This is a genomic window from Streptomyces sp. Rer75 (assembly GCF_013414305.1).
Taxonomy (GTDB): Bacteria; Actinomycetota; Actinomycetes; order Streptomycetales; family Streptomycetaceae; genus Streptomyces; species Streptomyces himastatinicus.
Window position 1 is genome coordinate 5,464,997 of record NZ_CP058693.1, and the last position, 23,637, is coordinate 5,488,633.

The following is a 23,637-nucleotide window of genomic DNA, read 5'->3' on the forward strand; positions in this document are numbered from 1 at the left end:
TTGCTCGCATCCGGAACCCATTCTTCCGTATGTGGGATCTGCTCTTCCTGCTGCTGCCGGTCGTGCCAATCAATTCTGCAACAGCGAGATTTGACGCGTTCGCGCGCAACACGAGTGGTCACTGGACCTTCGACTGTTCCCGGTGCTCAATGGAGTGGCCGCCGAAGGTTCGGGGGCGGAGAGTCATGGCTGGCGGCGGGTGTCACGGCATGACGTTTCCTAGGCGTGCCTATACGGGGAAGTGGAGACTTACATGGCAATGCTGCCGTCTTGGCAGGACAAAATGTTCGAGGGCCGGAAGCTCGGGGGCAAGGTCCGTGCGGCTCTGTGGCTTGAGGCCGAGGTGGGGGAAGGCAACATCTTCACTAAGGCGCAACTGCGTCAGGCGTTTCCCGATGACGCGCAGATCGACCGGCGGGTGCGCGACCTCCGCGATCACGGTTGGCGCATCGACACCAGCCGTGACGACCTTAGGCTGAACCAGGAAGAGCAGAGGTACGTCAGTAAGGGTGCCGAGGTCTGGATCCCGGGGCAGGCGAAGACCGCCAAGCACAAGAACAGCCTCACGGACGCACAGCGCCGCAAGGTCTGGCAGGACGACAACTTCTTGTGCCGCACCTGTGGCGTCGGCGTAGGCGAGCCCTACGACGACGGCGGCATCGAACTGTCGAAGCTGAATATCGCCCGCCGCGAGGTACTGATGCCGGACGGAAGTGTTGAGTTCCAGTTCGTCACCGAGTGCAAGCGGTGTCGTACCCGGGCTGGTGAGCGGCAGGCGGACTTCGGCGAAGTGCTCACCACGATCAAGGCACTGACCCCGCTGGAGCGGAAGGTCCTCGCGGGCTGGATCGACGCTGACCGTCGGACGCTCAGTCCGCTTGAGAAGCTGTGGGGGGTCTACCGGACGCTGCCGGCCGATTCGCGTGCGGCCGTCAAGCAGGCCGTGACCGACGAGGACAAGTGAGAGGGGGAGGAGGGAAGCCATGACTCTTGGGTTCACCCCGCCGGGTGCGGCGGAGTTCAGCGAGCTGATCAAGAAGAGGCTGGAGGAGGTCAAGAGCGCAGGAGGTACTCGGGAGACAGCTACCGTCGAGTGGAATGAACAGCTGCTTCACGTTGAGGTGATTGACCTCCCTGTCGCTGGGCTGTACTTCAATCCGAACACTCACCGGATCCGCGCACAGCGAAGCCATGACCCTGCACTCGAGAAAGTTCTCGAGAACGATCCGTACGGTGCTGAGGGGCAGGGATATCTTAAATTTCTGCTACAGGCAGAACCGACAGACCCTAATCGCCGGGACCCCGCCTTCGACAAGCTCAAGGATGACCTTAAACAGTTCGGTCAAAATGATCCTGGCCTGGTCACTCATGACGGGGTTCTGGTGAACGGCAACACCCGGGCTGCCGCGCTCCGGGAGATCGGCGCGCAGTCAATGCGAGTCGGCGTCCTGCCTTCCTCGTTTACCCAGGAAGACATCAATGCGGTCGAGCTGTCCTTGCAGCTGCGCGACGATCACCGTCGCGACTACTCATACATCAACCGTCTTCTCGCCATGGAGGAGCAGGCATCTCTGGGGCGTAGTCCGGAGGCCATCGCCAAGGTGTTCCGGATCAGGCCCCACAGGTACCACCAGGAGCGTTGGATCCTCAGCACCATCCGAGACATGATCGAACGCAGCCGGAGTGGTGGCGGTGTGGCGCTGCGTCTCGTGGACTTTGAGGACGACCAGGAGAAGCTGAAGGAGCTTCACCGGGCCTATGAGAAGCTTGACGCTGTCGACCATGACCAGGCGGAAGCGTTCAAAGAGATCCGGATGGCCGGCATCACCCTTGGCTTCGCTAAGACGGCCGTGCGCCACATCGATGAGGAGTTTCAAAGCAGGTACCTGGAACGCGCACTGCCGACGACTCTGAATGCTGCGACCGGAGAAGAAGAATCGGTGACTATTCCGGGGCTTGGGGTTTCGGTTCCGGGCGCGTCGTCCGTCGTTTCGGCAGCTCGGGCACTCAATGATCAGATTCTGCGGGCCAAGGCAGCAGCCATCAGCGTCGGCTCAGCTGTTCCGGACAGTCAAAAGCAGGATGCACAAGCCCTGTTCGACGATGCCCACAAGGCGTTCGAAGCAGCAATCGATGCCGCTGAACGGGATGCGCGTGTGCGCAAACGCAAGCAGATGGCCCCAGCGCGACTGGCTGAGGCTTGCGCTGATATCGACCAGTGCGTCGTGGACCTCGTACAGGCTCGTGCCTCGCGTTCCCTGGACGAGGAGGCCTTCGATGAGGCTGTGCTGAAGCTTCGGGACAGCCTCCGCAAGCTGGCCCAGCAGGCGGGACGCGGTATCCCGAACCCCGGCGACGGCGTCTCCTGGCTCATTGATGCCGCGGCCGCGGAGGGCTCCTGATGGCTGAGGCCGCAACCGAGACCTCACTGCACCTGGGGTTTGATGAGACCCGGACCAAGGTGGTCCTGAGGACCACAGAGCAGTACCGAGAGGATCTCGTCCAGCTGGCTGCCCGTTTTCGTACGGGCGGCCAGCTCGGCCCGCTGACCGCGTCAGTTGAGCTGGACGATCTTCTGGGCAAGCTGAACGCAATAAGCGCTTGGCCACATCCGGTTGGGGTGTCCTGGGCTCCAGAGCTGCAGGCACTGGTCGTCGGAGTCCTTCAGGACGCAGAAGCGGTCAAGAAGCGTCTCAATACTCCGGACCACACGGGGGAGGTCGTCCCCGAGGACGCCTCCAGCCTCCTCGGGGAGGAGTGGGACGCTGAGCTGAGCGAGTTCCAGCATCGGGACATCGCCAAGCTGCTCTCCCTCCAGCATGGGGCGAACTTCAGTGTCCCCGGTGCCGGCAAGACCCGCGTGGCCCTCGCCGTGTACGCGGCGCAGAAAGCACAGGGCAAGGTCAGCAGAGTCCTGGTCGTCTGCCCGAAGTCGGCTTACGAGTCCTGGCAGTACGAGACTGCTGTCTGCTTCCGCCATCCGCTCCGCACGCATGTCTTCGACCGCTCTCTCGATCAGTGGGCGGAGGTGTTGATCGTCAACTACGAGCGGCTGGACCGCTCGCTCTCGACTCTCGCGGGCTGGCTGAAGTCGGCCCCTGGGATGATCATCCTCGATGAAGCTCACCGGATGAAGCTCGGCTCACGAGGCACGTACGGCGCCGCCTGCATGGCGCTGGGCCCCCTCGCCCAGCGGCGGCTGATTCTTTCCGGCACCCCCGCCCCCAACGGCTCAAAGGACCTGGAGAGTCTGCTCGGTTTCGTCTGGCCGGGGCATGGCCAGCGCTCCGTATCCCGTGCCGTGGCCGGCGGAGACCTGGCGCACGCGAGCACGGTGCTCCGTCCGCTGTTCACGCGTACTACCAAGCACGAGCTCGGGTTGCCGCCGATGGAGCTGCGGCTGAGGTACGTGGACATGCCTGACTTGCACAGCGAGATCTACAGCTCGCTCGTAGGGGGCGTGGGTATAGGGGACGCCCGGGAGGATCTCAGCTCGCTCGGGAAGACCGCGCTGAGGCTGCTGATGGCGGCGACGAGCCCGGCTCTACTTCTTGAGGGTGCCAGCCGCTATGAGCCTCTGGCGTATCAGTTGCCGCCTCTGGAGGTTCCTGAGGGGAACTCTCTGTACACGCTCATGCAGAACCTCCCTGACTACGAGCTATCTCCCAAGTACAAGGAAGCTGTCGCGATCGTCGCTGAGAACGCCGAGCGCGGGCGTAAGACCCTGGTATGGACGACATTCGTCCGAAGCCTCACCACCTTGTCGCAGCTGCTTGAGGGGTACAGCCCCGCGGTTGTCTACGGTGGGACTCCTGACCGTGACGAGCAACTCCGCCGCTTCCGCGAGGACCCGGGATGCATGGTGCTGATCTCCAACCCGGCGACCTTGGGTGAGGGCATCAGTCTTCACCATGTGTGCCACGATGCCGTGTACGTGGACCGTGACTTCGTAGCGGGACGCTTCCTGCAGAGCCTCGACCGCATTCACCGCCTTGGCCTCGCTCCCGATACGGACACCAGGGTGACGGTGCTCGCCGCGCGGAACACGATCGATGAGGTGGTGGAGTCACGGTTGAATCAGAAGCTGGAGTTCATGGGGAAGATCCTTGACGATCCGTCCGTGCAGCAGCTGTCTGACCTGCAAGAGGAACCGTCCGTTGCAGCGGGTCTCGCGCCGAGCGACATGGAGGAACTGCTCCGGCATATCGGCAGGGGCTAGTCTGTTCCCCGTCGGTGGGCTCGCTCGGAGAACTGCCTGACCTGGAAGTTGACCTCGCTGAGAGACGCCTGCTCCGGTAGCGTCTACGCTGTCTCCTGCGTAACTTGGCAATTTTTATGTGTCATACCAGGAGGAACGGTTCATGGGCGCCAGCCCCTCACGCTGCCCGCAAGGCTCCTCGTCGCTTACCTCAGTCGAAATCTGTGCGGGAGCGGGTGGCCAGGCTGTCGGGCTGCACAAGGCTGGCTTCGAGCACCGGGCTCTCGTCGAGTGGGATGCGCACGCCGTTGAAACCCTCAGGGCCAATGTGAAGGACTGGCCAGGATGGGGGAAGAAGAGGCTGGCGAACCTTGACCCCCTGGATGTCAAGGATTTCCTTAAGTCTGAGCAATATAAAAACCTTGGGCTTGAGGGAAAGCGTCTCGACCTCCTGGCCGGTGGCGTTCCGTGCCCTCCCTTTTCTCTAGCCGGAAATCGACTGGGTGAGGATGATGAACGTGACCTTTTTCCGGCAATGCTTGAAATTGTCAAGGACCTTCGGCCGAAAGCAGTGATGATTGAGAATGTGCGGGGAATTTTGGAGCCGCCGCATGTTTTCATCGACTACCGTAGGAGAATTCTGGCCGAGCTGGGCGAAATGGGATACATCGTTCCCGAGGTTGACCCGGATTGGCCGGTAGAGCAGCAGGGAAAGGTCATGAGTCGCGTCTGGCGGCTGCTTGAGGCTCGCGACTTCGGAGTTCCCCAGCTGCGCCCACGGGCCATTCTGGTGGCTATTCATAAAGATGTCCCCGGTGCTGGCTCGTTTGTCTGGCCGAAGAGGCTCGAGGGCGATGCTGTCTCAGTTGCGAAAATACTTCACGACAGCATGCTCCAGCGCTGTGAAGCCTTTTGGGATAAGAACGAGCAGGGGAAGCGCGCGCGTGGTAAACAGCGCACGGGCCAGCAAGTTTTCGAGAGTTGGCTGGAACTCGCTGAGAAGGCCGAGGCGAACTCCACCGACGGCATCGCACCGACGCTTGTAGGCGGATCCCGGAAGCACGGTGGTGCGGATCTGGGGCCGACACGGGCCAAGCGGGCATGGGCGGCCATGGGCGTGGACGCCACGGGGGTCGCGAACGACCCTGTGGACTGTGATCCGGAGCGTGATCTGTTCCGTCCGGCGGGGCCGATGCTGACCGTGCAGCAAGCCGCCATGCTCCAAGGGTTTCCTGAGGACTGGAAGTTCCAGGGGCGCAAGACAGCGCGGTACAGGCAGGTGGGGAACGCTTTCCCGCCGCCCGTAGCGGAGGCTGTGGGGCGCGCAATCGCTGCCGTGCTGCAGCCAGAGCGGCGCGAAAAGCTGCTCAAGCGCTATGAGATGGAGAGCGAAGGGGGTTCCGAGGCGCGCGACAGGGGTGCCTACCAGGTGGCGGCATTCCCTGCTTCAGCCCTCACCGTTACCGCCCGCCGCGCGGCGGGCGATGACCATAGCAGCGATCTTGTCGGCGCACGCGCCTGATGGCTCGTGTTCCCAGAACCGTAGGACAAGCCATCCCGCCTCAGTGAGGTTCTTGTCAGTGTCGCGATCACGTGCCACGTTGCGCGTGACCTTGTCTGACCAATAGCCAGGATTGGTTTTCGGGGACACATAGTGCACGGGGCAGCCGTGCCAGTAGCAACCGTCGATGAAGACAGCTACTTTCGCCGGACGGAAGACGATGTCGGCCGTTCGGCGCAGGTCGGCTATCGGGCGTGTGGCCACCCGATACCTGAACCCTTGCGCATGCAGCAGCTGGCGGATCACACGCTCCGGCTTGGTATCCCGCGCCTTGATCGCCTGCATGTTCCGGCGTCGAGCCGCAGAGGAAGCCCACGAACCCGGCGGCGGAACCCATTGCTCGGAGTCCGACATATGGCCAGCTTCCCAGAAGCCTCATCGCTGACGCGAGCGTGGGTTACAAGTGGACCTGCGGACCTGCGGGGCCGTACGGGCCGGGGGCGGGCTGCGGTGCAGCAGAGGGCTGGGTCGCGTATGACGGTCGGAAGGCGTATGTCGGGTGCGGGGTCCGCTGGGCGTTGGGGGGCTGGGATCCGTACCCGGGGGAGCCGTAGCCGTACCCCGGGCCGGGGGAGTCGTAGCCGTACCCCGGGCCGGGGGAGTCGTAGCCGTATCCCGGGCCGGGGGCGCCGTAGCCGTAGCCCCCGTACGGCGGGGTCGGCCAGTACGGCGGGGGTATCGGGCCCTGGGGTGGGCCCGGGTAGGGGAGGGGGAGGGAGAGGGCCGCGTGGGCCAGGGCCGGTTGGGCGGTTTCGCGGCGTTCCCACAGGCGGTCGAGGAGTTCCCGCTCGCGGGTGGCGAAGTCCGGGCCCGCCGTGCCCCGGTACGCGCGGCGGCGGAGGAAGGCGAGGGAGGTCGCGGAGGCGATGTACTCGCCGACCGTGCGGGCCGCCGCCGCGCCCTGGCTGCGGCGGGCGAGGTCGCGGGCGATGCCGCGGGCGCGCATCGAGGACAGCGCGATCGGCTCGGGCGGGGTGAGCCACCCGGCCGCCTGGTAGGTGGTGAGCTGCTCGCGCACGGTGCGCAGCTCGTTGTTGCGGGACCAGATGGTGAGCCAGGTCAGCAGCCCGAAGACGGGGACCATGAACGCGGCGTAGACGATGATGAAGCCGTAGCCGCCGAGGGTGGACGAGCCGTTCCAGAGGCCGTGCAGGACCATCGCGGCCAGCAGCGCCGCGACCGGCAGCAGGATGCGGCGGACGCGCTGGTGCCGGGCGGCCGCGGCGGCCAGGCCGAAGCCGACGCCGGTCATGGCGGTGAACAGGGGGTGCGCGAAGGGGGACATCACCCCGCGGATGAAGAACGTCGCGGCGGTGGTGGACCGGATGCCCGAGTAGCCGAACTCCTGGTCGCTGACGAAGGCCGAGCCGAGGTAGAGGATGTTCTCGGTGAAGGCGAAGCCGGTGGCGGTGATTCCGGCGACGACGACGCCGTCCACGATCCCGTTGAAGTCGCGTCGTCGGAACACGAAGAGGAGGAGGACCGCGGCCGCCTTGGCGCTCTCCTCCACGAACGGCGCGATGAGGGTGGCCCCCCAGGTGTCGGCGTCGGCGCTTCCGCCCGGGGACGAGGAGTCCGCGATGGTCGTCATGAGCCATTCGGTCGCGAAGCCGTTCGCGATGAGCGCGACGAGCGTCGCGGCACACGCGCCCCAGGCGAAGGCGAAGATCAGGTTCCGCCAGGGTTTCGGGTCGACGCGGTCCAGCCAGCGGAAGACCGAGATGATCAGCGGTACGGGCAGCACGGCGAGGCCGAGCCCCACCAGGAAGCCCTTGGTGCCGGTCTGCTCGCGTACGAGGGCCAGGATGACCAGGCCGGAGAGCGACAGCAGTCCGATGAGCGCGGTGGCGCGCAGGGCCTTGTTGTCCCAGAGGCGGCTGAGACGGCTCGTTCTGCCCCACGGCCCCGGGTGCCCGGGGTGCCCGGGGTGCCCCGGGTGTGCTGGATGCCCCGGGTGTCCCGGGTGCGGCGCGTGTGCCCAGCCTCCCGGAACGGCCACGCCGTCGAACCACGGCTGCTGGTCGTACGGCGTGACCGGCGGATCTGGCGGCTGGTGGGGGGACGGGGACTGATGCACTCGACCGACCCTAACGAACGCGGGAGTGGCGGACTGCGGGATTATCCCCATCCGCGCAGGGGCGCTATGCGTCGTTGCGGCGGAAGATCAGGTCGTGGACGATATGCCCCTTGTCCAGCCCCTGGGACTCGAACTTGGTGAGCGGGCGGAAGTCCGGGCGCGGGCTGTAGCCGCCGTCGGGCTCGGTGTTGTCGAACGACGCGCTGGCGGTCAGGACCTCCAGCATCTGCTCCGCGTACGGCTCCCAGTCGGTCGCGCAGTGCAGCAGCGCGCCGGGGCGCAGCCGGGTGGCGGCCAGCTCGACGAACTCGGGCTGGAGCAGTCGGCGCTTGTGGTGCCGCTTCTTGGGCCAGGGGTCCGGGAAGTAGACGCGCAGCCCGGCGAGGGCGGCGGGCGTCAGCATCTCGCGCAGCAGGATGATCGCGTCGCCGTTGGCCACCCGGACGTTGGACAGTCCGTCGCGCTCCGCGAGCGCGAGCAGATTGCCCTGGCCGGGGGTGTGGACGTCGACGGCGAGGATGCCGGTGCCGGGGTCGGCGGCGGCCATCTGCGCGGTGGCCTCGCCCATGCCGAAGCCGATCTCCAGGACGACGGGGAGGTCCGGGTCGCCGAAGAGTTCGCCGAGGTCGAGGCGGTGCAGCCCGTCGATGTCCAGCCCCCACTGCGGCCACAGGCGGCGCAGCGCCTCGCCCTGGCCGACGGTCACCCGGCCACGGCGGGGACGGAAGGAACGGATGCGGCGCTCATGGTGCGACCCGGCCGGATCGGCGGCGGGCCCGCCGGGGAACCGCGGCTCACCGCGGTCGCGGGCGGGGGCGGTGCGGTCGCGCTCCGCTGGGGCATCGGGGGCGGTGGAGTTCTCGGACACAGTGCTTCCGATTCTACGGGCGGGCGCGCGGCCACCGCCGGGCCCACCGATGCCCCACCGGCGGGCCTGCGCCAGGGCCCACGGCGCGAGCGGGGCCGGGCGCCCCGTTGGGAGGGCCGCTCGGGGGCCTGCGGACGGGGCGCCGGGTCGGCGCCGTGCCCGGCGGGCACCCCGCCGCGGGGTGTGGGGGCGGGCGCGCCCCGCTATCGGGTGGCGGTGGGCGTGGGACCGCTCACAGCGCTTCCAGCACTCGCCGGGCCACCTCGCGGCCGATGGGGAGGGAGGCGGTGGCGGCGGGGGAGGGGGCGTTGAGGACGTGGACGACGCGGGGCGACTGCGAGATCAGGAAGTCGTCCACGAGCGTGCCGTCCGGCAGCACCGCCTGGGCGCGCACCCCGGCCGGGGCGGCTATCAGGTCGTCGGGCGTCACGTCCGGCAGCAGTCGGCGGACGGCGTCGGTGAAGGCGCGCTTGGAGAGGGAGCGGCGCAGCTCGCCCGCCCCGTACCGCCAGTGGCGGCGGGCTATCCGCCAGGCGCCGGGGTACGCCAGCGTCCCGGCCAGCTCGCGCGGGCGGATGGTGCGCCAGGCGTATCCCTCGCGGGCGAGGGCGGGCACCGCGTTGGGCCCGATGTGGACGCCGCCGTCGATGCCGCGGGTCAGATGGACGCCGAGGAACGGGAACGCGGGGTCGGGCACCGGGTAGACCAGGCCGTTGACCAGCGACGTACGCGACGGCGTCAGCTCGAAGTACTCACCGCGGAAGGGCACGATCCGCATGCCCGGGTCGTCGCCCGCCAGCCGCGCCACGCGGTCGCACTGGAGCCCCGCGCAGTTGACCAGGGCCCGCGCCCGCAGCACCGTGCCGTCCGCCGTGCGGACCGCGACCGCCGTGGGGCGCCGGCCGATGCGGGTCACCCCCGCCCCGTACCGCACGGACGCCCCCGCGTCCCGCGCCAGCCGGGCCAGCTGCGCCGCCACCGCCCCGAAGTCGCACACGCCCGTCGTCCCGACGTGGATCGCGGCGAGCCCGCGCACCCACGGCTCGTACTCCGCTATCTGGGCGGGGCCCAGCTCGCGCACCGGGATCCCGTTCTCCCGGCCGCGCTGGACCAGGGCGTGCAGCCGCGGCAGCTCGGAGCGCTCCGTGGCGACGATGAGCTTGCCCGTGACCTCATGGGGGATGCCGTACTCCGCGCAGAACTTCACCATCTCCGCCGCGCCGCGCACCGCGAACCGCGCCTTCAGCGAGCCCGGCCGGTAGTAGATCCCGCTGTGGATCACTCCGCTGTTCCGCCCGGTCTGGTGGCGGGCCGGGCCCGCCTCCTTCTCCAGCACGGTCACGCGGGTGCCGGGCGCGGCGCGCGTGATCGCATACGCCGTCGACATGCCGACGATCCCGCCCCCGATCACCAGCACGTCGCAGTCCACCGCCGCCACGCCATGCACCTCCCCACGCGCCACCACAACCGTCCGGTCGCCCGACCGTCGATCCCTATCATGACCTGCGCCACTGACAGCGGCCCGAAACCCATGCGGCGCCTGGGATCCGGACGGGTACGTGAAGATCACGCGGGCTTTGCCCGAAGCTCACGCCAGGGTCACCGATACCGGGCCGTCACCGATACCGGGCCGTCACCGCAGGGAGCCCCTCACGCCGGCGCCACCAGCAGCGGCCGGGCCCGCTCCCGCAGCTCGGCCACCCGCGGCTCGTCCCGGTACGCCTCGAGGCGGTGCATCAGATCACGTACGTACTCCGTGGTACGCGCGGACGAGATGCGGTTGGCGACCTCCACGGCCCGGGCGCCCGCCGCGCACGCCGCGTCCAGGTTGCCGGACTCCAGTTCGGCCACGGCGGAGACGACGAGCCGCAGCCCGTGGGACCGTACGAATTCCTCCGTCGGCCGGGCCAGCGCCTGCTCGGTGAAGCGCCGCACCTGGCGCGGCAGCCGCAGGTCGCGGTAGCACTCGGCGGCGTCGGCCGCGAACCGCTCGTGGCTGTAGAAGTCGAGCCAGGACGGGTCGGGGTCGCCCGCCCGGGACCGCTCCAGCCAGCCCTCGGCGGACTTCAGCGCCGCCCCGCAGGCCGGGCCGTCCCCGGACTTGGCCTGGGCGCGCGCCTCGACCAGCCGGAAGAAGCTCATGGTGCGGGCGGTGGCCAGACCGCGGTTGCGCTCCAGGGCGGCCTGGGCGAGGTCCACACCCTCGTCGGCGAAGCCGCGGTAGGTGGCCTGGAGGCTCATCGACGCCAGCACGTAGCCGCCGAGCGGGACGTCGGCGGCGGCGCGGGCGAGGCGCAGAGCCTGGATGTAGTAGCGCTGTGCGGCCTCCTGCTGGCCGGTGTCGAAGGCCATCCAGCCGGCGAGCCGGGTCAGTTCGGCGGTGGCGCCGAAGAGGGAGCGGCCGACCTCGTCGCTGTACGAGCCGAGCAGCAGCGGTGCCGCGTCGACCCGGAGGCATTCGGGGACCATGGAGGAACGCCAGTCGCCGCCGCCGTACTTGGAGTCCCAGCGGCGCGCGTCCTCGGCGGCCTCGCGCAGCTTGGTGACGTCGCTGTGGCCGACGCGCTGCGGTAAGGCGTCGGCACCGCTGCCGCCCGTACCGCTCGCGCCCGCACCGGCGGCCGCGTCCTCGGCGTCCTCCGGCCCGCGCGCGACCGAGGTGTCGGCCGGGGATATGAGCCAGCGGGAGGCGGGCGTGGCGTACGCGCTGACCGCGAAGGATCCGGCGAGGCTCTGCCAGATACCCACCCCGCCGCGCCGACCCGCGAGATCAAGCCGGTACAACTCGGTCGCGGAGCGCACGGCCTGGCCGATGTCGCGCGGGAACGCGAGCCCGACCTCGGGGGCGGGATCGGCGTCGGCGAGGCCGATCTCATGGAGTGGGACGGGGCGGCCGAGTTTGCTCCCGATAGCGGCAGCAATCAGATGGGGCGCAGCGCCTTGGGGCACCATGCCCTTGGACACCCAACGCGCTACGGACGTCTTGTCGTAGCGAAGGGTCAGGCCACGCTGGGCGCCGAGGTCGTTGACTCTGCGCGCGAGCCCGGCATTGCTGATCCCAGCGAGGGCGAGAACGGTGCCGAGCTTCTCGTTCGGCCCGCGTGGCTCCCTGGACATGCGCACCCCTCGACAGCACCGACGGCCGCCCCGGCATAGGCGCGGGGCATTCGTAAACCCAGCGTAGTTCGCCGCATCCCGACCGTTAAGAGGTGGTGTCCCGGATGGCGAGATTCTTGTACGAACGGGCGTGCGGGGCGTGACGCGTGCTCCCGGTGTGTGTGGCTGTGCGCCCGTGTGTGCGCTCTGTCTCGGTCCCGGCGAGAACGTTTCGATGGGACCTGCGTGGGTCGGCCCGCTGTACTGGATCCAGTGGGCTGGGGGACGCCGCCGCCTCATTCCCCGCGGGTGGCGGAACGGTCCGGGAGGCGGAAGCCGCCTCCCGGACTGTCGTGTTGGGAGGACGTGGAGGCGAGCGGCGGCGAACGGCGCGTGGCGGTCCGGGGGATGGCGGGGCATCCGCAAGACCGCCGAGCGCGCCACGGCGAAATTGGCCGGATATCGCCCGTCAGGACCGGGCTCCCGCGGCGGGCCGGGGAGGGGGAGGCCCGGCGCGGGAAGCCCCTTTCCCCGTAGCCGCGTTGACGTCTCTTCGTATACGGGGTGGTGGCTTCTCGTATGCGCGGTCATGGCTTCTCGTCGACGCGTCGGCGCGGTCTCGCATGCGCGTCGGCGTCTTCTCGTACACGCGTCGGCGTCCTTGCGCTGTTGTGCGCCCCAGTCGTGGCAGCATGGGCCACGGCGGAACGGTGCGTCGTGACCGGTGACGGTTCCCTCCTGGGCTTCCTATGAACGCCTGCCTGCGGGGGCCGCACGGTGTGATCAACTCCTGGGATTCCCGCGGTCATCTGCGGTCAAGGGACATCCAAGAGATCCACGTAGTTGTCCGGTTCGATGTCGAAACCGTCAACATGCTGTGCATGATGGCACCTACTTCTTGGATGCCCTGGATGCCCACAGCCTGTGGAGGCGGCGATGCGGTGGTTGGTGGGGTGGAGCAGTACCGCATCCGGCCCGGTCCCCCCGGAAGGCCGTGCGATCCAGCCGGTCGGTGCCCAACTCCTGTGGTCCGACCCCGATCCGCTGTGGGCGGTCGGCGACTGGCGGCCCGACGAGGTGCGCGTCGTCCAGGCCGACCCCTTCACCCGGCTCGCCGTCTTCGGCTGCTGCGGCGCCACCGACGAGGAGCTGCGGGTCGGCCTGTTCGCCGCCCGCGGCGGCGCCCTGCGCCACCTCACCGCCTGGCCCGGCAGCTACACCGCCGTCGCCCAGGTCGGCCGCCGCATCACCATCGCCGGTGACCTGGCCGGCGCCCGGCCCGTCTTCCACACCGACTGGTCCGGCGGCACCGCGTACGCCACCGCCGCGCTCCCGCTCGCCGACCTCATCGAGGCGCAGCTCGACGTCAGCCACCTCGGCGCGCTGCTCGCCTGCCCCGACTCCCCGGAGGCCGTCGGCGACGGCACGCCCTACATGGGCGTCAGACGGGTGCCGCCCGGACACGCGCTCGTCCTGCGCGACGGCGCCCGCGACATCACCGGCTACGAGCCCACCGCCTCGCTCGCCGTCGCCGCGCCCCCGCTCGAGCAGGACACCGCCGTGGAAGGCGTACGGGACGCCCTGCTGGAAGCCGTACGCGCCCGCCTCACCGCACCCCGCCACGCCCCCGCCACCGACGGCCTCGACCCCGGCCCCGTCCCCGGCATGGGCCCCGCCGAACGCCGCGCCGCCCGCGGCGCCCCGGCCCCCGGCATCGGCGCCGACCTGTCCGGAGGCAGCGCCTCCGCCACGCTCGCGCTGCTCGCCGCGGGTCTCCCCGGCATGCCCGGCACCCTCCTCGGACACGGCACCGAAGCCGGGGAACGCCTGCTCGCCGTCACCTTCAACGACCTCGCCACCACCGGCGGCGCCCGCAGCCGCGAAGCCGAACTGGAACGCGCGGGCGCCATCGCCGCCAACCCCCGGCTGCACCACGTGGTCGTCGCCGGGGGCGAGGAGGCCCTCCCGTACGCCGCCCTCGACATCGGCGCCCTCACCGACGAACCCGGCCCCTCCCTCGTCATCGCCGAACGCCACCGGCGCCGCCTCGCCGCGGGCAGCGCCGACCACTTCGTCGGCCACGGCGCCCGCCAGGTGCTCGACGCACACCCGGCCCGCCTCGCCGACCTGCTGCTCGACCGCCGCAGACGCCATCTGCTGCGCCCCGCCACCGCCCTCGCCAAGGCCGACGGGCCCAACGCCCACTCCTTCTTCGTCCCCTTCACCGTCTACCGCGCCGCCCGCCGACTGGCCCGCACCTCCTACCGGGACGGCGTGCAGGAAGCCGCCGCGCGCCTCCTGGAGCGCCGCTTCACCGACGACGGCGCGGGCGTTGCCGCCGGAGCCGTCTCCGCCTCCCTCGCCTCGCTGGCCTGGTGCCGCCCCGGCCCCGCCGCCCGCTGGCTCACGGGCGAAGCCCTCGCCGAGGTGTCCGTCCGCCTCGAAGAGGCGGCGCTGCGCCCCGTCCTCCTGCGCCGCCCCGGCGAACGCCGCGCCGACGCCGCCCTCGCCCGCTACGCCGCCGACCACCGCGTCTTCGAACAGGCCGCGGAGGTGCGCAGCCAGCGCCTGCACGCCCCCTTCCTCGACAACCAGGTCGTACGGGCCTGCCGCGCGCTCCCCGAAGCCCTGCGCGTCCAGCCCGGCGCGCGCGCCTCCGTCCTGCGGACCGTCCTCGCCGGAGCGGGCATCCGCGACCTCCCCACCGGCTGGGGCGCCACCTCCCACGCCGCGCACGCCGCCTCCGTACGGGCGGGCCTGCGCACCTGGCTCGGCGACCTCGTCACCCTCTTCGACGCCCCGCTGCTGGCCGACGCCGGACTCATCGAGGCCCGCGTCGTCCGCAAGGCGCTGCGCGCGGCGTCCGAGGGCGAACGGCTGCCCCTGGACGGCCTGGCCGAACTGGTCTCCACCGAAGTGTGGCTCCGCCGCCTCCTCGCCCGCCGCGGCACCTGCTGGACCGGCACGGCAGCCCCCCGCCAGCGCGCGGTGGCGGGCGGAGTGGTGCCCCGGCCCACGCTGTGACGGCCCACGCTGTGGCGGCCCGTGCTGTGGCGGCTCGTGCTGTGGCGGCTCGTGCTGTGACGGCCCGTGCCGTGATGGCCCGCGGGGCGGTGCCGGGACGCCGCGATCGGCTCCCTACGAGGCGGGGGTGCGCCGCGGCGGCGCGCCGCGCGGTCGTGCGGGTGTGCGACCCGCTCGCGGTGGAGCGTCCCCTTACCACGGCAAACCTAGGAGAATGGCCGCCGTGCGGTATCTCATCCTCGGCACCACCGAAGCGCGCGACGAACACGGCAACCCGCTGTCCCTCGGCGGCCCCCGGATCCGTGCGCTGCTCGCCGTGCTCGCCCTGCGTGCCGCACGTCCCGGGCCCATACCCGTCGACGTCCTCATCGACGAGGTGTGGGCCACCGACCCGCCGCACGACGCGCCCGCCGCGCTCCAGGCGCTGGTGGGCCGGTTGCGGCGGGCGATCGGACGGGAGGCCGTGGTCTCCTCGCCCGGCGGCTACCGGCTCGCGACCGCCGCGCCCCGGGACGACGTCGACCTGCTGCACTTCGAGCGGCTGGCCGACGACGGCATGCGCGCCCTCGACGCCGGTGACCCGCACACGGCCGCCACCACGCTCCGGCGGGCGCTCGCGCTGTGGCGCGGACCGGCGCTCGCCGATCTGCCGGAGCGGGACGCGGCCGCCGCCCGCGCCGAGGCGCTGCGGCTGGCGGCGCTGCACCGCCGGATCGACGCCGACCTCGCCTGCGACCGCCCGGCGGACGTCGTTCCGGAGCTGCGCGAGCTGGTCGCGGACCATCCGCTCGACGAAACGTTCCATGCGCAGCTGATCCGCGCGCTGCGGGCCGCCGGGCATTCGGCCGACGCCCTCGCCGCGTACGAGGAGGTCCGCGAACTCCTCGCCGACCGGCTCGGCACCGACCCGGGGGCGGAGCTGCGGGAGCTGCACCGGCAACTGCTGCTGGGCGGGCCGGTGCCGCCGACCGGCCCCACGCCACCGCCACCGCCGCGGCCGGGATCACCGGCCGCCGACCGCGCCCCGGACCGTGTTTCGGACCGCGACCGGGACCGTGACCGGGACCGCGATCGGGACCGCGACGCGGGTCGTAGCCCGGACGACCGTGCTGCGGATCGCGGTGCCTCGGACCGGGCCCCCGACCGGGCCCCCGACCGGGAGCCGCGCCCCGTCCCGCCCCCGGTGCCGCCCGGCAACCTCCGGGCCCGCCTCACCAGCTTCGTCGGCCGCCAGAGCGAGATCGGCGCCCTCCGCAGGGACCTCGACCGTGCCCGGCTGGTCACGCTCACCGGACCGGGCGGTTCCGGGAAGACCCGGCTGTCCGAGGAGACCGCCGCGACCGCGACGGCCGCCTATCCGGACGGCGTCTGGGTCGTCGAACTCGCCTCGCTGGACGACTCCTCCGCCGTACCCGGCGCCGTCCTGAGCGCCGTCGGCCGCCGCGAGACGACGCTGCTCGCCTCCGGGCTCGAAGGCCGGACCGGCGGGGCGGACCCCGTCGAACCGGCCACCCGCCTGGTCGAGTACTGCACCGACCGCCGTCTGCTGCTCCTGCTCGACAACTGCGAGCACGTCATCGACACCGTGGCCCGGCTCACCGAGACGCTGCTGGCGCGCTGCCCGGGCGTGACCGTGCTGGCCACCAGCCGGGAGCCGCTGGGCGTGCCCGGCGAGACCGTACGGCCCGTCGAACCGCTGCCGCCCGCCCCCGCCCACCAGCTGTTCGCCGAGCGCGCCGCGACCGTACGGCCCGGCTTCGACCCGGCCGGGGACCCGGACACGGCGGCGGCGGTCGCGGAGATCTGCCGCCGCCTCGACGGACTGCCATTGGCGATCGAGCTGGCCGCGGCCCGGCTGCGGCTGCTGACCCCGCGGCAGATCGCCGACCGTCTCGACGACCGGTTCCACCTGCTGACCAACGGCAGCAGGACCGCCCTGCCGCGCCAGCAGACCCTGCGGGCGGTGGTCGACTGGTCCTGGGACCTGCTGGACGAGCGGGAACGCACCGTGCTGCGCCGGGCGTCGGTCTTCGCGGGCGGATGGGGCCTGGCCGCGGCGGAGGCGGTCTGTGCGGACGCGCCGGGGCGTGAGGACATACGCGCCGGGGCATACGCCCCTGCGCACGCTCCCGCGCACTCCGGCGCCCCCATCGCGCCCCCGGAGGTGCTCGACCTGCTCGGGGCGCTGGCGGACAAGTCCCTGCTGGCCGTGGACCACCCGCCGGGTGCCCGGACCGCGGTGGAGTCGGCCGAGGGGGCGGACGAGACGGCGGGCGGTTCGGCGGGCGGGCCGATGGGCGGGCCGATGGGGGAGGCCCGCTACCGCATGCTGGAGACGATCCACGAGTACGTCAGCGAGCGCGCCGCCGAGGACGCCGCCGCCCGGGCCGACCACGCCGCCGCCTCGGCCCGGCACATCGCCCACTTCCGGGACTTCGCGCGCGCCGCCGAGCCGCGGCTGCGCTCCGCCGAACAGCTGCCCTGGCTGCGCCGCGTCGAGACCGACCTCGACAACATCCGGGCCGCCCTGCACCGCTCCCTGACCGCCCGCGACGAGGACACCGCGTTCGCGATCATCCTCGCGATGGGCTGGTTCTGGTGGCTGCGCAACTACCGCGACGAGGGCGCCGCCTGGGCCGACCGGGCCCTGTCCCTCGGCCGCGGCCCGCACGGCGCACAGGACGGCGAAGGGCACGACGGCCCGGCGGGGGACGTCCCGCCACCCGCCCCGGACGGCATCGACGGCGACGACCCCGTCGCCACCCGCTACTGGCACGCCATGGACCTGAGGCTGCTGCGGTTCTTCATGCTCGCCGACACCGGTCACAGCCCGGACGTGAAGGACCCCGGGACACGGCTGATCGCCCAGCGCATCCGGGACGCCTACGACAGCCATCCGGGCCCGCGCAGCGCCCGCTTCCCCGGTCTGCTGTGGCCGTTCGCCGGGTACATCCTCGACGGTCACACCGCGGTGCTCCCCCTGATGGGCGAGGCGGTGGTCAACTGCCGCGAGTACGGCGACGACTGGTCACACGGCGTCGCGCTGATGTTCCGTATGCACCTCTCCATCGACACGTCGAGCGGCATGGAGCGCGCCGAAGCGGACTACGCCAAGCTGCGCGAGCTGAGCACCCGCGTCGGCGACCGCTGGATGCTCGCCCAGGTGGAGAGCGCCGGGGGCGAGATGGCCACGCTGCGCGGGCGGCTCACCGAGGCGCGGGCCGCCTTCGAGGAGGCGCAGCGGCTGGCCCGGGAGATCGGCGCGCACACCGAGGTGCCGTTCCTCATCACCCGGCTGGCCGACCTCGCCCTCAACTCCGGTGACATCGAGGGCGCGGTGAAGCTGCTGGACCAGTCCGAGCAGGAGGCCGAGCGCTGGGGCGTCTTGGACGTCCAGGCCTTCAACGGTTCGTTGCGCAGCCACATCGAGCTGCTGCGCGGCGATCCGGCGGCGGCGCGGGCGTGCTGCGAGGACGCCCGGCGGCGGGCGGCGAAAGCGACCCCGCCCCCGCTGTTCTCGGTCGTGCTCCAGGGGCTGGAGGGCCGGATCAGCGCCGAGGAGGGCGATCCGTGGGGCGGACTGCGCATGCTGCGCGACACCCTGCGCAAGGGCGTCGAGGTGGGCTGTACGGAGGCGCTGCTCGCCCAGCAGGCGGAGTCGGCCGCGCACATCCTGGTGCGGCACGGACACGAACGGCTCGCCGTCCGGCTGCTGGGTGCGGCCGGCGGCTGGCGCGGGCGGCTGCCGCGCACCCCGCTGGCGCTCGCGGAGACCCGGGAGACCGAGGCGCGGGCGGCCGCGGTGCTGGGCCCCGCCGCGGCCGGGAAACTGCGCGACCAGGCCACGGCCCTGACCGCCGAGGCGGCCATAGCCCTGTTCGACGAGGTCCTGGCCCCATGCGACGCCGACGCCGAGGCCGCACGCTGACCCGAGCGCCCAGGACCTTCCGGAACGGCGGCGCATACGTTCACCCGCACGGGGAAAACGCGCACCACGAACCCGAAACGCAGGAGCGAACCCCGGACCGCGTCCCTCAAGAGCCGGCCGTCCGCCGGGCAGCACGCACCCGGCGAACGGATCGATCAGGAACCGATCAGAAGATCGACCAGAAGGTGGCTCCCCCCGGTCACCCCACCGGCCGCGACCGCAGCCCGTCCAGCAGGATGTCCAGCAGCCGGGCCGACGCCGCGGCCTGCTGCGCCGCGTCCGGCAGCGACGGCGCGGCCGTGGCGATCACCAGCAGCACATCGGCGACCGTCACGTCCGGGCGCAGCTCGCCCGCCGCCCGCGCCCGCTCCACCAGTTGCCCGACGACCTGGAGCAGCGCTGCCGCCCCCGCGTCGTCCGGCTCGTCCTGCGGCACGCCCGGCTCTTCGACCAGCCGCAGCTCCGGCTGCGCGGTACCGGCCGACGGCAGCGCACCACCGGACGGCAGCGCACCGCCCGACGGCACCACACCGGCCGGCTGCGCCGGGCCCGCTAACGCCACCTGCCGCTGCTGCGGAACCCGGATCTCCGGCTCCGTGTCGACCCCGACCCGCAGCACCTGCGGGGGCAGCAGCCGGCCCGCGCCGGACGCCACCGAGGTGCGCAGGAACCGGGCCAGCGCGGACCACGGCTCGTTCTCCTGCCCGAGCGCCGCCCGGGCCTGATCGGTCAGCCTCGCCGTCTCCTCCTCCGCTATGCGGCGGACGAGGACGTCCTTGCTGGGGAACCGCCGGTAGACGGTGCCCACCCCGACCCGCGCCCGCCGCGCGACGTCCTCCATCGGAGCCCCGTACCCCAGCTCACCGAAGACCTCGCGCGCCGCCCGCAGGACGTGTTCCAGATTGCGCTGCGCGTCCACGCGCAGCGGAGTGCTCCGGCCGCCGTTCCCGTCCGACGATGCGACGGCTGCGGACCATGCCGAACCCTGAAGGTGCATAAGTGATCCCCCGGTAATGACGTCTCCCCCCGGAGACTCCCCGCCCTGTCAGTCGAGGCAGTCACGACCCCGACGAAGTACGAACATAGTTGAGCCCAGGTCAAGAATGAAGAGGGTAGGTCGGGACAGACCGTCCCCCAACCGGACCACCAGGCCACCTCACCCCGCCTCCCAGGCCGTCCCGCCCCCCGTGACCATGGCCTGACCTGCGCATATTCCCCACTCGGCGCCATGGTCCGGCCTCGGGGCACCTTCGGACCTCCGGTCACACAATTCGTCGGGGCTGTGGACAAACCGCGGTCGCGGATGCCTCATGGGAGGGTGAAGGAACCAGCGCGCATTCTCGTTGTCGGCGGCGGCTACGTCGGGATGTACACCGCGCTGCGCCTCCAGCGGAAGCTCAAGCGGGAGCTGAGGCACGGCGCCGTACAGGTCATCGTGGTCGACCCCGAGCCGTATATGACCTACCAGCCGTTCCTGCCGGAGGCCGCGGCCGGGTCGATCTCGCCCCGCCACGTCGTGGTGCCGCTGCGTCGCGTCCTCGGCGACTGCCAGGTCATCATCGGCGAGGCGACCGCGATCCACCACGGCAAACGCACCGCGACCATCAGAACCCTCGCCACCGAGGAGGAGGGCACCGGCTCGATCGAGGTCCACTACGACGAGCTGGTGCTGGCGCCCGGATCCGTCTCCCGCACCCTCCCGGTCCCCGGCCTCGCCGAGACCGGCATCGGCTTCAAGACCGTCGAAGAGGCCATCGGGCTGCGCAACCACGTCCTCGAACAGCTCGACATCGCGTCCTCCACCCGCGACCCCGACGTCCGCGACGCCGCGCTGACCTTCGTGTTCGTCGGCGGCGGATACGCGGGCGTCGAGGCTCTCGGCGAACTGGAGGACATGGCCCGGTACGCGGTTCGCTACTACCACAACATCGCGCCCGAGGACCTGAAGTGGATCCTCGTCGAGGCCACCAACCGGATCCTCCCGGAGGTCGGCGAGGAGATGGGCACGTACGCGGTCCGCGAGCTGCGCAGCCGCAACATCGACGTACGGCTGGAAACCCGCCTCGACTCCTGCCAGGACCGGATCGCCGTACTGAGTGACGGCTCGCGCTTCCCCACCCGCACCCTCGTGTGGACCGCGGGCGTCAAACCGTCGCCCATCCTCGCCGCCACCGACCTCCCGCTGAATGACCGCGGCCGCCTCACCTGCACCGCGGCGCTCCAGGTGGACGGGGTGGAGCACGCCTGGGCCGCCGGGGACGCCGCGTCCGTGCCGGACCGTACGGCGGCCGAGCCCGGCGCCGTATGCGCCCCCAACGCCCAGCACGCCGTCCGCCAGGCCAAGGTCCTCGCCGAGAACCTGCTCGCCTCGCTCGACGGCCGCCCCCTCACGGACTACGAGCACAAATACGTCGGCTCCGTGGCCTCCCTCGGCCTCCACCGGGGCGTCGCGCACCTCTACGGCCGCAAGGCGAAGGGCTACCCGGCCTGGTTCATGCACCGCGTCTACCACCTCAGCCGGGTGCCGACCTTCAACCGCAAGGCGCGGGTGCTGGCCGAATGGATCCTGTCCGGGCTGTTCAAACGCGAGATCGTCTCGCTCGGATCGCTGGAGAACCCGCGCGCGGAGTTCAAGCTCGCCGCGGACACCGGACGCCATCCCGAAGCCAGTTGACCCCGCCGGGGCGGAGCCGGGAACTCCCCTCCCACGATCGGCGTCTCACGGATGTCAGTCCGGTCGGCCACACTGGACGTGTGACCATGGGTGGGCTCGTATCTGCAAAGAGTGACAATCGCGAGGATTCGGAAGTTTGCTGCATTCCCCCGGGGGCCGTCCCCCGCACCCGCATCCCTCTCCCCGATCCCGCGCCGGCGCGCTGCTCAGCCACCACCCCACGAGGTAATCCGCAGTGAACTTCACGCGCTGGAGCGCCCGGCTCCCCCGTACGCAGCGACGCACCGCCGCGCGGTCCGACCGTGCCGCGCGGCGTCCGCAGCCCGCAGCGGCCGGCGGCTCCGTCCCGGCCGCCCGCGGTGAGCGCACCGACCCCTCCGCCGCCGGCGAGCCGCCGCAGCCGGGAGCGCCCGACGCCGCCCCCGACATCCCGCCGCCCGCCGCCGTCCCGACCCTCGACGGGCTGTCCGTCCACGACGTCCTCGGCCAGGTCCCGGCCCTGGTCGCGGTGGTGTACGGCCCCGAGCACCGCATCGCCTACGTCAACGAGGCCTACGCCGACCTGTTCGGCCACCGCACCCGCGGCGTCCCCGCCGGTCAGGCCCTGCCCGAGCTGCGTGAGCTGGGCCTGCTGCCGCTCATGGACCAGGTCCTGCGCAGCGGCACGCCCCGTACGGTCAAGGCGCGGCGCGTCCCCGCGGCACCCGAGCCCGGGTCCGGGCCCGCGGCGGGCACCGACGCCGAGCCCGAGGCGGCCGCCACGGCCACCGGCCGGTCCCGGCACGGGTATTACACCTTCACCTGCTCGCCCATCGAGATGGCCGCCCCGGCCCCCGATCCGGCCCGCGCGCCCGACCCCGTGCCCGCGCCCGCCCACGACGGGGCCGTCCCCGAGCCGGCGGTCCCCGACGCGCCCGCCCTCGTCGCGGCCGCGGCCGCGCAGACCATCGCGACCGGCACCGAGGACGCCGCCGAACCGGTGCGCGGCGTCCTCGTCTTCGGCGCCGACGTCACCGACCAGGTCGAGTCCGCCGAGCGGCTGCGCGCCAGCGAGCGGCTCCAGCGCGAGGCCGCCGTCACTCTCCAGCGCAGCCTCCTCCCCCAGGAGCTCGAACAACCCGACGACCTGCGCGTCGCCGCCACCTACCAGCCCGGCGGCAAGGACGCGGCGGTCGGCGGCGACTGGTACGACGTCATCACCCTCGGCGGCGGCCGCACCGCCCTCGTCATCGGCGACGTCATGGGGCGCGGCGTCCGCGCCGCCGCCGTGATGGGCCAGCTGCGCACCGCCGTCCGCGCGTACGCCCGCCTCGACCTGCCGCCGCACGAGGTGCTCCAGCTCCTCGACGGACTGGCCGCCGAGATCGACGCCAACCAGATCGCCACCTGCGTCTACGCCGTCCACGACCCCAACGAGAGCCGCCTCGTCTACGCCTCCGCGGGCCATCTGCCGATCCTGGTCCGCGACCCGGACGGCACCGTGCGCCGCGCCGCCGAACCCACTGGCCCACCGCTGGGCACCGGAGGCTGGCTGCACACCTCCGGCTCCGTCCCGCTCGGCCCCGGCGCCAGCGCCGTCCTGTACACCGACGGCCTGGTGGAGCGGCGCGACAAGGACATCTACGACGGCGTCGCCGCCCTCGAACGGGTCTTCGCGGGCGCGACCGGCACGCCCCAGGTGATGTGCGACCGCCTCATCCGGGCGCTCGGCATCACCGCGGCGCACGACGACGACGTCGCTGTGCTGGTCCTCCAGCACCCCGCCCGCACCGGCCATGACGCCGAGCTGTTCCACAACGCCGCCCTCGAACTCCTCGGCGGCGTGGAAGCGGCCCCGCGCGCCCGGGCTTTCGCCTCCGGCGTCCTCGCCAGCTGGCGCTTCCCCATGGAGCTGCGCGACCTGGGCGTGCTCGCGGCCAGCGAGCTGGTCGCCAACTCCCTCCAGCACGGCACGCCCCCGATGCGGCTGCGGCTGCGCCGCACCGACCGGCGGCTGATCATCGAGGTGACCGACGGCGACGACCATCTGCCGCGCCGCCGCCGGGCCGAACCGGTCGACGAGGCCGGCCGCGGCATCTCGATCGTCGCGACCATCGCTTCCTCCTGGGGCTCACGCCGCACGCCCGGCGGCGGAAAGGCGGTGTGGTGCGAATTCGCCCTCCCCGCCGGAGACCCGTAAGACCTCCGGCGGAAAGGGCGGACCGGAGCCCG

At 71.6% G+C, this 23,637-nt stretch carries 14 protein-coding genes; 8 read left to right on the plus strand and 6 right to left on the minus strand.

Annotated features, from left to right (window positions below; all coding sequences use genetic code 11):
- The first annotated feature begins 253 nt into the window (after positions 1-253).
- The 4 genes from HYQ63_RS23395 (at position 254) to HYQ63_RS23410 (ending at position 5,720) form a co-directional block, all read left to right on the plus strand.
- A complete protein-coding gene (locus HYQ63_RS23395) occupies positions 254-964 on the plus strand; it encodes a hypothetical protein (RefSeq protein WP_306664835.1) in 711 nt (236 codons plus the stop codon).
- A gap of 19 nt (positions 965-983) precedes the next feature.
- Entirely contained in the window at positions 984-2,402 is a 1,419-nt protein-coding gene (locus HYQ63_RS23400; protein WP_179935723.1) for a hypothetical protein, read from the plus strand.
- Positions 2,402-4,219, plus strand: coding sequence for a DEAD/DEAH box helicase (locus tag HYQ63_RS23405; protein ID WP_179935724.1), 1,818 nt, complete (start codon positions 2,402-2,404; stop codon positions 4,217-4,219). Before HYQ63_RS23400 ends, HYQ63_RS23405 begins: the two co-directional genes overlap by 1 nt.
- Positions 4,220-4,361: 142 nt before the next feature.
- On the plus strand, positions 4,362-5,720 hold the full coding sequence (locus tag HYQ63_RS23410; RefSeq protein ID WP_179935725.1) for a DNA cytosine methyltransferase: 1,359 nt from the start codon (positions 4,362-4,364) through the stop codon (positions 5,718-5,720).
- Here the strand turns inward: HYQ63_RS23410 and HYQ63_RS23415 are convergent.
- From HYQ63_RS23415 to HYQ63_RS23435, 5 genes are all read right to left on the minus strand, one after another.
- Complete coding sequence (locus HYQ63_RS23415) at positions 5,646-6,113, minus strand: very short patch repair endonuclease (protein ID WP_179935726.1); 468 nt, start codon at positions 6,111-6,113, stop codon at positions 5,646-5,648. The genes HYQ63_RS23410 and HYQ63_RS23415 overlap by 75 nt on opposite strands.
- Before the next feature lie 43 nt (positions 6,114-6,156).
- A complete protein-coding gene (locus HYQ63_RS23420; RefSeq protein ID WP_257232033.1) occupies positions 6,157-7,836 on the minus strand; it encodes a PrsW family intramembrane metalloprotease in 1,680 nt (559 codons plus the stop codon).
- A 64-nt stretch (positions 7,837-7,900) separates the two neighbouring features.
- Positions 7,901-8,704 carry a tRNA (guanosine(46)-N7)-methyltransferase TrmB gene (gene trmB / locus HYQ63_RS23425; protein ID WP_179935727.1) on the minus strand — a complete coding sequence of 268 codons (804 nt, stop codon included), beginning with the start codon at positions 8,702-8,704 and terminating at the stop codon, positions 7,901-7,903.
- 232 nt (positions 8,705-8,936) lie between these two features.
- Entirely contained in the window at positions 8,937-10,142 is a 1,206-nt protein-coding gene (lhgO, locus tag HYQ63_RS23430) for an L-2-hydroxyglutarate oxidase (protein WP_179935728.1), read from the minus strand.
- Positions 10,143-10,354: 212 nt separating this feature from the next.
- Positions 10,355-11,821 (minus strand): MFS transporter, encoded by a 1,467-nt coding sequence (locus tag HYQ63_RS23435; RefSeq protein WP_179935729.1) that lies wholly within the window; start codon positions 11,819-11,821, stop codon positions 10,355-10,357.
- Positions 11,822-12,736: 915 nt separating this feature from the next.
- On the opposite strand from HYQ63_RS23435, the gene HYQ63_RS23440 reads away from it, so the two are divergent.
- Together HYQ63_RS23440 and HYQ63_RS23445 are read left to right on the plus strand one after the other, a co-directional pair.
- The gene (locus HYQ63_RS23440) at positions 12,737-14,824 is read left to right on the plus strand and encodes an asparagine synthase-related protein (protein WP_179935730.1); all 2,088 of its coding nucleotides are present in this window, start codon (positions 12,737-12,739) and stop codon (positions 14,822-14,824) included.
- Between the two features lie 223 nt (positions 14,825-15,047).
- Positions 15,048-18,752, plus strand: coding sequence for a BTAD domain-containing putative transcriptional regulator (locus HYQ63_RS23445; RefSeq protein ID WP_257232034.1), 3,705 nt, complete (start codon positions 15,048-15,050; stop codon positions 18,750-18,752).
- Positions 18,753-18,951: 199 nt separating this feature from the next.
- On the opposite strand, the gene HYQ63_RS23450 is transcribed toward HYQ63_RS23445, so the two are convergent.
- Entirely contained in the window at positions 18,952-19,749 is a 798-nt protein-coding gene (locus HYQ63_RS23450; protein ID WP_179935731.1) for a TetR/AcrR family transcriptional regulator, read from the minus strand.
- A gap of 306 nt (positions 19,750-20,055) precedes the next feature.
- Here HYQ63_RS23450 and HYQ63_RS23455 point away from each other — a divergent pair, with 306 nt between their 5' ends.
- Together HYQ63_RS23455 and HYQ63_RS23460 are read left to right on the plus strand one after the other, a co-directional pair.
- Positions 20,056-21,426: an NAD(P)/FAD-dependent oxidoreductase gene (locus tag HYQ63_RS23455; RefSeq protein ID WP_179935732.1), complete on the plus strand. Its 1,371-nt coding sequence runs from the start codon at positions 20,056-20,058 to the stop codon at positions 21,424-21,426.
- 235 nt (positions 21,427-21,661) lie between these two features.
- A complete protein-coding gene (locus HYQ63_RS23460) occupies positions 21,662-23,605 on the plus strand; it encodes an ATP-binding SpoIIE family protein phosphatase (protein ID WP_179935733.1) in 1,944 nt (647 codons plus the stop codon).
- Positions 23,606-23,637 lie beyond the last annotated feature (32 nt).

What these genes read in the sequence shown, in the direction of transcription:
- HYQ63_RS23395 (WP_306664835.1), top strand. Translation starts at nt 254, where the DNA reads ATGGCAATGCTGCCGTCTTGGCAGGACAAAATGTTCGAGGGCCGGAAG.
- HYQ63_RS23400 (WP_179935723.1), top strand. Translation starts at nt 984, where the DNA reads ATGACTCTTGGGTTCACCCCGCCGGGTGCGGCGGAGTTCAGCGAGCTG.
- HYQ63_RS23405 (WP_179935724.1), top strand. Translation starts at nt 2,402, where the DNA reads ATGGCTGAGGCCGCAACCGAGACCTCACTGCACCTGGGGTTTGATGAG.
- HYQ63_RS23410 (WP_179935725.1), top strand. Translation starts at nt 4,362, where the DNA reads ATGGGCGCCAGCCCCTCACGCTGCCCGCAAGGCTCCTCGTCGCTTACC.
- HYQ63_RS23415 (WP_179935726.1), bottom strand. Translation starts at nt 6,113, where the DNA reads ATGTCGGACTCCGAGCAATGGGTTCCGCCGCCGGGTTCGTGGGCTTCC.
- HYQ63_RS23435 (WP_179935729.1), bottom strand. Translation starts at nt 11,821, where the DNA reads ATGTCCAGGGAGCCACGCGGGCCGAACGAGAAGCTCGGCACCGTTCTC.
- HYQ63_RS23440 (WP_179935730.1), top strand. Translation starts at nt 12,737, where the DNA reads ATGCGGTGGTTGGTGGGGTGGAGCAGTACCGCATCCGGCCCGGTCCCC.
- HYQ63_RS23450 (WP_179935731.1), bottom strand. Translation starts at nt 19,749, where the DNA reads ATGCACCTTCAGGGTTCGGCATGGTCCGCAGCCGTCGCATCGTCGGAC.
- HYQ63_RS23455 (WP_179935732.1), top strand. Translation starts at nt 20,056, where the DNA reads ATGCCTCATGGGAGGGTGAAGGAACCAGCGCGCATTCTCGTTGTCGGC.